Annotated in this window: 12 protein-coding genes and 1 tRNA gene; 9 read left to right on the top strand and 4 right to left on the bottom strand. The window is 64.2% G+C overall.

The genetic code is table 11. The annotated features are described in order from the left end of the window. Positions 1–19 precede the first annotated feature (19 nt). The 3 genes from AC1C2O_RS18700 to AC1C2O_RS18710 are packed head-to-tail and all read left to right on the top strand — an operon-like array spanning position 20 to position 3,522. Positions 20–1,663, top strand: a complete 1,644-nt coding sequence (locus AC1C2O_RS18700; RefSeq protein ID WP_495432078.1) for an ABC transporter ATP-binding protein — start codon at positions 20–22, stop codon at positions 1,661–1,663. A gap of 11 nt (positions 1,664–1,674) precedes the next feature. Then, complete coding sequence (locus AC1C2O_RS18705; protein ID WP_495432079.1) at positions 1,675–3,204, top strand: hypothetical protein; 1,530 nt, start codon at positions 1,675–1,677, stop codon at positions 3,202–3,204. Between the two features lie 51 nt (positions 3,205–3,255). Continuing rightward, on the top strand, positions 3,256–3,522 hold the full coding sequence (locus AC1C2O_RS18710) for a DUF3039 domain-containing protein (RefSeq protein ID WP_495432080.1): 267 nt from the start codon (positions 3,256–3,258) through the stop codon (positions 3,520–3,522). A gap of 20 nt (positions 3,523–3,542) precedes the next feature. On the opposite strand, the gene AC1C2O_RS18715 is transcribed toward AC1C2O_RS18710, so the two are convergent. Then, entirely contained in the window at positions 3,543–4,868 is a 1,326-nt protein-coding gene (locus AC1C2O_RS18715) for a nicotinate phosphoribosyltransferase (protein WP_495432081.1), read from the bottom strand. Between the two features lie 64 nt (positions 4,869–4,932). Between AC1C2O_RS18715 and murI the strand changes: the two genes are divergently transcribed. The 5 genes from murI to AC1C2O_RS18740 all read left to right on the top strand — a co-directional run bounded on the left by murI (position 4,933) and on the right by AC1C2O_RS18740 (position 8,607). Further along, entirely contained in the window at positions 4,933–5,796 is an 864-nt protein-coding gene (gene murI / locus AC1C2O_RS18720; protein WP_495432082.1) for a glutamate racemase, read from the top strand. Beyond that, positions 5,793–6,530 (top strand): ribonuclease PH, encoded by a 738-nt coding sequence (gene rph / locus AC1C2O_RS18725; protein ID WP_495432083.1) that lies wholly within the window; start codon positions 5,793–5,795, stop codon positions 6,528–6,530. Before murI ends, rph begins: the two co-directional genes overlap by 4 nt. Before the next feature lie 4 nt (positions 6,531–6,534). Then, positions 6,535–7,131, top strand: coding sequence for an RdgB/HAM1 family non-canonical purine NTP pyrophosphatase (gene rdgB / locus AC1C2O_RS18730; RefSeq protein WP_495432084.1), 597 nt, complete (start codon positions 6,535–6,537; stop codon positions 7,129–7,131). Between the two features lie 61 nt (positions 7,132–7,192). Then, positions 7,193–7,591: a hypothetical protein gene (locus tag AC1C2O_RS18735; protein WP_495432085.1), complete on the top strand. Its 399-nt coding sequence runs from the start codon at positions 7,193–7,195 to the stop codon at positions 7,589–7,591. A gap of 98 nt (positions 7,592–7,689) precedes the next feature. Further along, complete coding sequence (locus AC1C2O_RS18740; RefSeq protein WP_495432086.1) at positions 7,690–8,607, top strand: cation diffusion facilitator family transporter; 918 nt, start codon at positions 7,690–7,692, stop codon at positions 8,605–8,607. A 7-nt stretch (positions 8,608–8,614) separates the two neighbouring features. On the opposite strand, the gene ligD is transcribed toward AC1C2O_RS18740, so the two are convergent. Next, positions 8,615–10,594: a non-homologous end-joining DNA ligase gene (ligD, locus tag AC1C2O_RS18745; protein WP_495432087.1), complete on the bottom strand. Its 1,980-nt coding sequence runs from the start codon at positions 10,592–10,594 to the stop codon at positions 8,615–8,617. 60 nt (positions 10,595–10,654) lie between these two features. Between ligD and ku the strand changes: the two genes are divergently transcribed. Next, positions 10,655–11,461 (top strand): non-homologous end joining protein Ku, encoded by an 807-nt coding sequence (ku, locus tag AC1C2O_RS18750; RefSeq protein ID WP_495432088.1) that lies wholly within the window; start codon positions 10,655–10,657, stop codon positions 11,459–11,461. Positions 11,462–11,470: 9 nt separating this feature from the next. Here the strand turns inward: ku and AC1C2O_RS18755 are convergent, their stop codons facing one another. Continuing rightward, complete coding sequence (locus AC1C2O_RS18755; RefSeq protein WP_495432089.1) at positions 11,471–12,172, bottom strand: DedA family protein; 702 nt, start codon at positions 12,170–12,172, stop codon at positions 11,471–11,473. Positions 12,173–12,208: 36 nt separating this feature from the next. Continuing rightward, positions 12,209–12,290, bottom strand: a tRNA-Leu gene (locus AC1C2O_RS18760). Positions 12,291–12,361: the final 71 nt, after the last annotated feature.

Here is a 12,361-nt window from a genome sequence, read left to right on the forward strand (position 1 = left end):
CCATTGATAGCGTAAGACGGTGACTTCTCCCCTTGATGACCGTGCCGATCAGACGGAAGACGTGACGGACGCGTCTGCCGACACCTCCGCACCGCGCGCCACGCGTCCTGCTGCGGAGAAGCCCCCCGCACGCACGACGAAAGCGGCGGCAGTGAAGACGGCGGCCGCACGCTCCAAGACCGCCGCGAAGAAGCCAGCGATCAATAGCGCCGCTTCTACGGCGAAGGCCGGCGCTGCCAAGACTGCGGGGAGCACGTCGGCAGCGAAGAAGACCAGCACGGCCAGGACCGCGGCAGCAAAGGATGCTGCGTCGCGCGCCGCGACAACCAAGACGGCCGCACAGAGGGCAGCAGCTAAGACAGCCTCGGCAAGAACATCGGCAGCGAAGACCGCCGCAGCAAAGAGTGCGGCCGCCAAGCGCGCGGCTGCAGAGGCTGCTGCCGCGGCCAAGGACGCCGCGGCGAACGAATCATCCGTAGACATCGTCGAGATCGCCGCACCTCCGGTGAAGCGCAAGCCACGAACCAAGTCTGCCGTCGCCGCCGACGACGCGGCGCCCACCGCCGAGGCGGTCAGCGCTCCGGTACCTGTTGAGCCGGCGCTCACCGGAACCGTATTGGTCGATGCGGCGCCCGCTGAGGGGGCAGCTGTCGAGCCTGAACCCGTCGAGGCTGCTCCGATCGAGGCTGCTCGGGTCGAGTCCGAACCCGTCGAGTCCGAACCCGTCGAGTCCGAACTCGTCGAGCCTGAACCCGTCGAGTCCGGGCCGGAATCAATCGTGTTGGAGCAGGAAACGACCGAGCCTGACTCTGAGACCGCGCCCGAGCCCGCCAGCACATCCACGGATGAAGCGGATGAAGCGGATGAAGCGGCAGCCTCGGACGCCGTCGACGCCACCCCCGCCCCCGACGCTGTCGTGATTCGCGGTCTTGTCAAAGACTTCGGCGACCATCGCGCAGTCAACGGCATCGACTTGAATATTCCTGCCGGATCCTTCTACGGAATCGTCGGACCGAACGGCGCGGGAAAGACGACAACCCTGTCGATCCTTGCCGGGCTTCTTCGCGCCGATTCCGGTCAGGTCGTCGTCTGCGGCATCGATCAGGCGACCGATTCTCTCGGAGCCAAGCGTGTCATGGGCGTGCTGCCCGATCGTCTTCGCACCTTCGACCGATTGACCGGCCGCCAACTGCTGCATTACTACGGGCTGCTGCGTGGGCTCTCCGCTGATGTGATCGAGAAGCGGTCCGCCGACCTGGTTCGTGCCTTCGACCTCGCTGACGCCGTCGGCCGTGTCGTCTCCGACTACTCAGCCGGCATGACCAAGAAGATCATGCTCGCTGGGGCCATGATTCACTCGCCGCGCGTGCTGGTGCTCGATGAGCCGTTCGAAGCCGTCGATCCGGTTTCATCAGCGGTGATCCTCGATATCCTCCGTGCCTATGTCGCCCACGGCGGCACTGTCATCCTGTCCAGCCACGGAATGGACCTCGTCGAACGGGTCTGCTCTCGCGTGGCGATCATCGTCGGTGGCGATGTGCTGGCTGAGGGAACCATCGACGAAGTGCGTGCCGGTCAGACGTTGGAGTCTCGTTTCGTCGAGCTCTCCGGCGGCATCGGCGAGGTGGAGGGTCTCGAGTGGTTGCACACGTTCTCCGACTGAGGTTTGCGCTGATGTTCGGCGCCCTCCGGGGCGGACGAGCAGCGCGTTCGCTGGTGGGCCTTGCCGTGCTCATCGTCATCACTGGCGCGGTCTGCGTTGCCATCCTGAGCCTTGCGGATGCTCCGCTGCCTGTCGCACGTACCGTGCTCGTGCTGGGAGGCGCCGCGACCTTCCTCGGTTTCCTGCTCGGGCCGATCTTCACTGGCGCAACGGATCAGCTCGATCCGCGACGGTTCGGTGTCTTCGGTCTCGACGGTCGACAGCTGCCGTGGATCCTCGCGCTCGCCTCGCTGATCAGCGTGCCGTCGTTCGCATTGCTCGCGATCATCGTCTGCTCAACGATCGTCACCATCGAACTCGGGACGCCGTGGCCCGCTGCTGTTTTGGCTGCGTTCGTCCGGCTGCTCGCATCGACCATTGCGGCGCGGATCGGGATGGCGTTCAGCGCGTTGCTACTCCCCGAACGACGCTCTCGAGAGCTGACCGCGCTGTTCGGGCTGGCTATCGTCGTCGTGGCGTTCCCCGTCGCTGTCTTCTTCGCCTCGTTGGAATGGGACGGGCAGGTGCCAGAAGCTGTCGCCGTTGTGGCGACCGTGGCAGGATTCACGCCGTTCGCAGCGGCCGCGGCCTTCCCGCTTGCGATCGCGGCCGGAGACGGCATGGACATGTGGATCACCGGGATCGTCGGGGTTGTCACGCTCGTTGCTCTTTGGATGCTGTGGTCCTGGCTCGCTCGTCGACTGCTTACCACCACCCCGCGCCCTGCGACATCTCGCGAACGCTCTGGCCTCGGCTGGTTCGGGCTACTGCCAGCAAACGCATTCGGTGCCATCGCCGCTCGCAGCCTCGTCTACTGGCTGCGTGATCGCCGTTACATCGTGAACTTCGCCATCGTGCCCATCGCCGGCGTGCTGACGGTCTTCCCGTTGCTCGTCGCCGGAGTGCCGCTGTACATCGCCGCGCTCGTGCCTGTCCCACTCATGGCGCTGTTCTTCGGCTGGCTGCCGCACAACGACGTCGCCTATGACTCCACGGCACTCTGGACTCACGTCGCCAGCGGGGTGCGAGGGCTGCCCGATCGCCTTGGACGACTCATCCCGGTCGCCCTGGTCGCAGTTCCAACCCTTGCCGTCGCGATCTCGCTGACCTTGGCCCTGGTCGAGAGTTGGTATCTGCTCCTCCCGATGATCGGACTCGCGTCGAGTCTGTTCCTCTCGGGTCTCGGGCTCTCCAGTGTCTCCTCGGTGGTCTCGCCGTACGCGGTCTCACGCCCAGGGGACAGCCCGTTCCAGCAGCCTCAGCGATCGGCATCCCGTGGCGGCTTCGGACCCGCCGTCGCGTTCATCGGCGCAATCATTATGAGCGTGCCCACGATCTGGCTGTTCATCATGACGGTGGTCGCGGACGGCATTTACAACCCGATGACCTTCTGGATCGGCATCGGATCGGGACTGGTCGTCCTCGTGCTCGGTGCCGTTATCGGCGGGCGAATCTATGATCGCGGGGGCGAACGACTCATGGAGTTCGTCGAGACGGCATGAGCGAAGCCGTTTCGCGCCCGTCGCGTCGCCAAGACGGTTAGAATCAGCGCTATGAGTACTCCGCTTGACAGCCCCGATCAGGGCGGTGTCGCCACGCTTGATCGCGAACTGGAAGAACTTCTCAAAGAAGAGAACCTCGAGCCGGGCGACCACGAGCGCTTCTCGCACTACGTGAAGAAAGACAAGATCATGGAGTCCGCGCTCTCCGGCAAGCCGGTGCGTGCGTTGTGCGGCAAGAAGTGGACTCCTGGTCGTGACCCGGAGAAGTTCCCGATCTGCCCGACGTGCAAAGAAATCTACGAATCGATGATTCGCTGACGGTTCGACAGCTTCAGCGGTCAGCCGGCATCGACGAACACTGTCGGGATCGCAGGATCTGATTTGCTGAGCGCCAGCGCACGCACGGGCATTTCTTCGCGAACGCGCAGGTGATGCTCCCTCGCGGATGCCGTGCCCACGGCGCCTTCGTACGCGCTGTTGATCTCGCCGCCATCGACAAGCAGAACCTGCAACGGCCGCGAGTCTGGATATTCGCCAGCGGTCCCCAACGCTTCGAACCCGTCGGATACGACCACCGTCTCAGCTGTCGCCACGCCGTCGCGCAGCGTGCGGAACGCGGCCTTGCGCCCGCCCTTTGAGCCCTTGTCGGTGGCGGTCTTCGTCACCGATACCCAGCCGCCAGACGGATCTTGCCGGGCGACCAGTTTGTAGACCATGCCGGCTGTCGGATACCCGGATCCGGTGACTACGGAAGTGCCGACACCGTAGAAATCGACAGGGGATGCCGCGAGGGCAGCGATCGCGTATTCATCGAGGTCGCTGGTCACGGTGATCTTCGTCTCCGTCGCGCCGAGTTCGTCGAGTTGAGCGCGCACGACTGCGGCGACGGTCGGCAGGTCGCCGGAATCCAGTCGCACGCCGCCGAGCCCTGTGCCCGCCACTCGGATGGCGGTTTCCACGCCTGTTCGGATGTCATAGGTGTCGACGAGCAGCGTCGTGTCGACACCGAGGCTCTCGATCTGGGCGCGGAAGGCGTCTTCCTCAGTGTCGTGCAGCAGCGTCCACGAGTGAGCTGCCGTGCCCATGGTCGGGATGTCCCACGTTCGGCCTGCTTCGAGGTTGCTGGTTGCAGCGAAACCGGCAATATATGCCGCCCGAGCCGCCGCCACTGCGGACTGTTCGGCCGCTCGACGTGAACCCATCTCCGCCAACGGCCGCTCCCCAGCGGCGATGCTCATGCGTGAGGCTGCGGTTGCGACTGCGGAGTCGTGATTGAGCACGCTCAGCGCGAGCGTCTCCAGCACCACCGCATCCGCAAAGGTGCCCTCGACGGTAAGAATGGGGGAGCCGGGGAAGTAGAGCTCGCCCTCGCGGTATCCGTCGATAGATCCGGTGAATCGATAGTTCTCCAGATACGTCAGGGTCGAGGCATCCACTACTCCGCCATCGCGAAGGAAGCGCAGCTCCTCATCGCCGAAACGGAAGTCTCTGAGCAGAGAGAGCAGGCGTCCTGTGCCCGCGACGACGCCGAAACGGCGCCCGCCGGAGAGACGCCTGGAGAATACCTCGAACACACTCGGGCGTGCAGCCGTGCCATCGCGCAGCGCCGCTGAGAGCATCGTGAGTTCGTATCGGTCCGTCAGCAGAGCCGTCGACGAGTTCATGCGCTCAGCTTAGTGAGCGTGGCGGCACGCCGGTGACTTCAGCGCGCGGGTAGGCTGGGTAGTCATGAACGACGCGCCGATCGGAATCTTCGACTCCGGTGTCGGCGGGCTCACTGTGGCTCGCGCGATCCGGGCCCAGTTGCCTCGTGAATCTTTCGTCTATATCGGCGACACCGCACATTCGCCCTATGGCCCGAAGCCCATCGCCGAGGTGCGGCGCTATTCGCTCGAAGTGCTGGACACGCTGGTCGATCAGGGCGTGAAGATGCTCGTGATCGCGTGCAATACGGCATCCGCCGCGATGCTCCGTGATGCCCGAGAGCGCTACGACGTTCCTGTCGTCGAGGTCATCGGGCCCGCCGTTCGTCGCGCCGTCTCCACGACTCGAAACAACCGGATCGGCGTCATCGGCACCGTTGGAACCATCGGGTCTCGCGCATACCAGGACATGCTCGAGGTCGACGAGCGCCTGCAGGTGTTCACCGCAGCCTGCCCACGGTTCGTCGAGTTCGTTGAGGCTGGCATCACCGGCACTCCTGAGGTTCTCGCCGAGGCTGAGACATACCTTGCACCCCTGCGTGACGCCGACGTCGACACGCTTGTGCTCGGATGCACGCACTATCCGTTCCTGCGGGGCGCGATCAGCTACGTCATGGGTGAGGGCGTCTCTCTCGTCTCCAGTGACGATGAGACCGCCGGCGACGTCTACCGGCAGTTGACGCGCGGCGATCTTCTCGCACCGCCGGATGCGGTATCGAGCTACACATACGAGGCGACCGGAGAATCCACCGAGGAATTCACGGCTCTCGCCAACCGGCTGATGGGCGCCGAGGTGCGCAACGTGCAGCACGTGCAGACCGGTGTCATCACTCTTCCCGACCTCTCCGAGCTGGCTGAAGCCGGCATCCAACCAGAAGGAACTTCATGACTGACATCGTTCGCGTCGACGGCCGCTCCGTAGACCAGCTCCGCGAGATCACGATCGAGCGTGGGTGGAGCGCCCAGGCCGAGGGATCTGCGCTGATCAGCTTCGGCGGCACCAAGGTGCTGTGCACGGCGTCGTTCACGAATGGTGTGCCGCGCTGGCTCACCGGCAAGGGCAAGGGCTGGGTGACCGCCGAATACGCGATGCTGCCCCGCGCCACGAACAGCCGCAACGACCGCGAGAGCGTCAGAGGCAAGATCGGTGGCCGCACGCACGAGATCTCGCGCCTGATCGGCCGGGCTCTGCGCGCAGTCGTCGACACCAAGGCGTTGGGCGAGAACACCATCGTCATCGACTGTGATGTGCTGCAGGCCGACGGTGGCACCCGCACCGCCGCGATCACCGGTGCATACGTTGCGCTCGCTGACGCCATCGAGTGGGGTCGCGAGAAGAAGTTCATCGGAAAGAACGCCACGCCGCTGCTGGACTCTGTCGCCGCCGTGTCGGTCGGGATCATCGACGGTGAACCAATGCTCGATCTGGCATACACCGAGGACGTGCGTGCCGAGACCGACATGAACATCGTCGTCACCGGCCGCGGGCTGTTCGTCGAGGTGCAGGGCACCGCCGAGGGCGCTCCCTTTGACAAACGCGAGCTCGACGCACTGCTCGAACTCGGTGTCAACGGTTGCGTAGTCCTGAAGGCACGCCAGCTCGCAGCCCTCGCAGGGGAGTGAACGCATGACCAAGGTCGTCCTCGCGACGCACAACCCGCACAAGATCGCTGAGTTCCAGCAGATCATCGCGATGACGAGGCCCGACCTTGAGGTCATCGGCTACGACGGTCCCGAACCTGTCGAGGATGGCGTGACTTTCGCGGAGAACGCGCTGATCAAAGCACGCGCCGCGGCAGAACTCACGGGGCTCACCGCGTTCGCTGACGACTCCGGCATCTGCGTGGATGTGCTGGGAGGATCGCCCGGCATCTTCTCCGCATATTGGGCAGGACAGAAGAAGGATGCGCAGTCGAACCTCGAGTTGCTACTAGACCAGCTCTCCGACATCGCCGACCCGCACCGCACGGCACAGTTCATCTCCACGATCGCGCTTGTGACGCCGAACGGCACAGAGCATACGGTGGAGGGCGTCTGGCCAGGGCGTCTCGCACACGAGCCCTCCGGCGCGAACGGCTTCGGTTACGACCCGATCTTCATCCCGGACGGTCAGCCCGCTGGCGCCGAGCGCACTACGGCAGATTTCAGTAGCGAGGAGAAGCAGTCGCAGTCACACCGGGCGCGTGCCTTCGAGGCGTTTGTCCCGCTGCTGAAGACACTCTGACGCGCATCCGATTCAACGTCTACCTATACCGTGGCGAGGGGTGCCGCAGTAAGCTGACGCCGTGAATCCTTGGGATCTGGTGTTCTCCGCGGTCGAACAGGCACCAAAGGCGCCGAACTTGTGGGGAGCGCTCGGGTGCGCAATGGCGTACGCCGCCGCATTGCTGGCGGCGCTGGATTCGTTCGCCGACATGCTGCTCGCCCGCGCAGGTGCCACACGCGGCCTCGGCCCTGCACACGGGCTGAAAATCGGTGGCAAGCTCGCGGCGGCTGCGATCGCCGTGACTTCTGCGGCGCTGGTCCTCGCGCTGGATTCGAATTGGTTCGCCTTCACGTCGCTGTCGACCGTGTTCGTGATCGTGGTGGTTGTCGCAGTATTGCTGATGCGACGTAACGCTCGATACTCCGCGAGATCGGGCGTGCCGACCCCGCCGGATCCACCGCTCGAGCGAGATCGCTAGACGCGGGTGCTGGCAAGATGGTGAGACTGGTTCTCGTTACCCTTCCCGACTAGCCGCAACAGACCTTTCGGGGTGCCGCCCCGGGCTAGCCTGGTGACATGCACGATCACGCACATGGGGGAGGACTCCGCGGTTCCAGCAACCGTCGGCTGCTGACCATCTCGCTGTGCCTGACGGCCACGGTGATGCTTGTGCAGGTCGTCGGTGCGATCCTCACCGGATCGCTCGCCCTGCTTGCGGATGCTGCCCACATGTTCACGGATGCCTCGGCACTGGTGATCGCGCTGATCGCCAGCGCTGTGGCAGCGCGCCCCGCAGATGACCGACGCACGTTCGGCTATCAGCGGGCAGAGGTCTTCGGCGCACTGATCAACGCGATCATCCTCATTGTTCTGTCGGTGTCGATCGGGATCGAGGGCGTCAGACGTCTGCTGGAGCCTGTCGAGACTGAGATCGCCGGACCGCTCATGCTCGTGGTCGCCGTCATCGGTCTGATCGCGAACGCGATTGCGATGTGGCTGCTCAGCTCCGCACAGAAGACCAGTATCAACGTGCGCGGCGCTTACCTTGAGGTCCTCGGCGACCTGATCGGTTCTGCCGCCGTGATCGTCGCCGCCGTCATCATCGTCACGACCGGATGGATGCCGGCGGATGCCATCGCCTCGCTGCTCATCGCCGTCATGATCATCCCTCGGGCGATCGTGCTGCTGCGCGAGGTGTTTTCGGTGCTCGCCGAATCTGCACCGAAGGACACGCACGTCAGCGAGATCCGTGATCACCTGCTCGCCTTCGACGGTGTCACCAACGTGCATGACGTGCACGTGTGGCAGCTCACCAGAGGTGCGCCCGTCTTCACCGCGCACGTCGAAGTCGCTCCTGACTTTCTGGAGTCAGGCCGTTCCGTAGAACTGCTGGAACATCTGCAGGGCTGCCTCGCGGACCACTTCGACGTCGCGCATTCCACGTTCCAGATCGAGTCCGCCGGCGCGCCGGACTGCCAAGACACTCACGCCTGAGCATCCGTCATTCGATGACGATCTCGCCAGCCTCTTTGTCGGGTCGGAGCCCGCGCCAGCTGGCGTGTCGCAGTGAGCCATCCGGCGTCCAGTTCGCGAACTCCACCTCGCCGACGAGTACCGGCTGCACCCACAGGGCGTCGCGTGCATCGGCATCCGGGACGCCCACAAGCGGATTCGTGTCGGTGCGCAGCGGTTCCAGGCGTGCGGTGAGGTCGCGGAGGGCACGGTCATCAAAGCCGGTGCCCACACGCCCGACATAGCGCAGTTGCCCGGTCGCAGGACCCGCCGCAGAACCTGCCGCTGAGTCGGCCGCTGAGTCGTCCGAGGCATCCGGCACGCCCAACAGCAGCGATCCGATGCTCCCTCCGCGATTCCCCTTGCCGGGGCGGATGCCAGCAATGACGACCTCTTGCGTGCGGGTGTGCTTGATCTTCAGCCACGAGCCGGAGCGCACGCCGGATCGATATGGTGAGCCCGACTCCTTTACGACGATCCCCTCCAAGCCGAACTCGCGACTCATCGTCAGGGCAGCATCCAGATCATCGAACACGGGTGGCGCTGCCACCGGCGCATCCGCACTCTCCACGAGAGTCTCTAAGAGCGCGCGCCTCTCGCGGAGCGGGAGTCTGGTCAGGTCGTGCCCGTCGAGGCGAAGCAGATCGAACAGGTAATACGCAACGGGAGTTCGCACCACCTCGCGCTCGATTTCGCGACCGCGGGTGAGGTGCATTCGGCGCTGCAAGAGGCTGAAGCTGGGCCGCCCCGAAGCATCCAGTGCAACGATCTCGCCGTCAACTATCGCTTCAGCTGAGGCGAAGCGCGGTGCCCCATCGGCGGTGAGTTCTGGGTAGCGCGCCGTGATGTCTATCCCGCTGCGGGCATGCAATTGCATCCGGCCATCACGCCATGTTCCGATCGCGCGGATGCCGTCCCACTTGATCTCGCTCCACGGCTCGCGCAGCGCTCGAGCGAGACCGGGCGTGCCAGGCTCCGCGAGCATGGGCGTGATCGGTCCGGATGCCGCCGTCGCGCGCGCCGTCGGTGCCGCTGTGACGACTGGCCTGGCTTCCGCCGCTTGAGCGTGACGAGAGGAGCGTTTCTGCGCAGACACCGAAAAAGGATCGATGCCTGCCTCAACCCGCGACGCAACCTCTTCGAATGTCAGCTGTCGCAGCTCGGGGTCGTCGAGTTCCTCCCACATGCGCGGCGCGGCCGCAGTTGGCTGTGCGCGCCCGCGCAATGAGTACGGCGAGATGGTGGTCTTCGAGCCGTTGTTCTGACTCCAGTCGAGAAAGACCTTTCCACCGCGTGCGGCCTTCGCCATGGTGCTGGTTGCGATATCCGGATGATCGGATTCGATCGCTCTGGCGAGCTCTTTCGCGATCGCTGAGGCCTGGTCGCTCGTGTAGGTGCCATCCAACTGCGCGTACAGATGCAGCCCTTTGCTGCCGCTCGTCACGGGGACAGGTTTCAGGCCGATATCGCTCAGGATCACTCTGGCGAGACCTGCGATGTGGGCGCACAGCGTCAGATCGGCTCCTGGGCCAGGGTCGAGATCCAGCACGAGCCGGTCCGGGTTGCTCTGAGTTCCGTCGCTCGCGAAGCGCCATTGCGGTACGTGTAGCTCGATACTCGCCACCTGAGCGAGCCACACGAGCGTCGGCAGATCATGCACCAGGGGGTATTCCTTCGCGCCGCCGGAGTGGTCGATCGGCAGGCGCTCCACCCACTCTGGGGTGCCAGGCTCCACCTGTTTCGCGAAGAACGGCTCTGCCGGGGCATCCGCTGTGCCGACGCCGTGCACCCAGCGCTTGCGAGTGACTGGCCGGTCGGCGATAAGCGGCAGCATCCGCGGAGCCACTCGCGTGTAATAGGCGATCACCTCGCCCTTGCTCGTGCCCGTCTCGGGATAGAGCACTTTGTCGAGGTTCGTCAGGCGCAGGCGCCTGCCATCGACTTCGACCACCTGCGCGTCGCCTGGCATGTCGAAAGAGTAACCGCAAGAGGTGGCATTCGGGGGAGTAGACGGTGTCTACTGGTGTGTATGAGGACGATCTGGAAAGGCGCCTTGACGTTCGGGCTGGTGAACGTGCCGGTGAAGGTGTATTCCGCCACCGAAGACCACGACGTGTCGCTGCATCAGGTGCACGATGAAGATGGCGGCCGCATCCGCTACAAGCGCACCTGCGAGGTCTGTGGTGAGGTGGTGGCGTATTCGAATATCGACCGTGCCTACGAGGATGACGGCCAGATGGTCGTGCTCACCAAGGAGGACCTCGACGCGCTCCCCGCTGAGCGCAGCCGCGAGATCGACGTCGTCGAATTCGTTCCGAGTGACCAGGTCGATCTGCTGACCCTCGACAAGGCGTACTATCTCGAGCCGGACTCGACGTCTCCGAAAGCCTATGTGCTGTTGCGCAAGACCCTGGAGCAGACCGAGCGCACCGCGATCGTGCGCTTCACACTGCGGCAGAAGACGCGGCTAGCGGCGCTTCGCGTACGCGGCGATGTGCTCGTGCTGCAGACGCTGCTGTGGGCGGACGAGGTGCGCGAAGCCGCGTTCGAGTCGCTCAGTGCAGAGGTAAAGATCTCCAAGAAGGAGATGGAGCTGTCGGCGAGCCTGGTCGAGAGCTACTCCAGCGACTTCGATCCTGAGGCTTTCGTCGACGAATACCAGAAGGAACTCAAGACGCTTATCGACGCGAAGATCGAGGCGGGCGAGAGCTTCGATGTCACCGAGACCTTCAAGGACGATCAGGTCGAGAGCAAGGGCGGCGAGGTCATCGATCTGATGGAGGCGCTGCGCGCCAGTGTGGAGCGGTCTCGCGAGCAGAAGCGCGACGCCGGGTGATCGGCAGGCTCAGTCCTGAGTGCCGACAGCATCCGCATTGCTGGTTCCACCGGCGGCGATCGCTTTTGCGACCTTGCGGCGCTCTGCAAGGTAGTGCCAGACGGTGATGATCACGGTGCCGAGGACGACGGCCAGCAGGATCAGGTCGATGTACTCGGTAACCAGATGGGCGATCCAATCGATATAGGCGATGAGATAGCCGAGCATGGTGAGTCCGAAGCCCCACAGCACAGCGCCGATGAGGTTGTACAGCGAGTATCGCTTCCACGGCATGTGACCGACGCCAGCCGCGACCGGAGTGAAGGTGCGCACGATCGGAACGAAGCGGGCCAGTACGACTGTCAGGCCGCCGAAACGTTCGAAATAGGCGTTGGTGCGTTCGACGTTCGTGCGCGAGAAGATGCCGGAGTCCTTGCGCTCAAAGATGGCGGGGCCTGCTTTATGGCCTATCAGGTACCCCACTTCGCCACCGAGGAAAGCGGCGAAGGCGATGCAGAGCCCGACGATCCAGATGTTCACGTGGAATACGTCATTGGTGTGGGTGAGTAGACCCGCGATCACCAGGAGAGTGTCACCGGGCAGCAGGAACCCCACCAGCAGACCGGTTTCGGAGAAAATGATCAGGCATACGACGAGCAATGCCCAGCCACCCGCAGAGCTGATGATGCTCTCGGGGCTCAGCCAATCCGGAAGGAAGGCGATCTGATGCATGGTGTCCCGTCATAGGGGATGGAATTGTGTTGATCGTGCGGAAGGTGGGACTTGAACCCACACGCCCTAAGGCACAGGAACCTAAATCCTGCGTGTATACCAATTTCACCACTCCCGCGTGGTGATTTCAGTCTAGGGGAATGCCGGATCTGCTGGCAGCGGGGCAGCCCGGCCGAATACTTCTGGATA

Source organism: Microbacterium sp. Y355 (genome assembly GCF_059445345.1).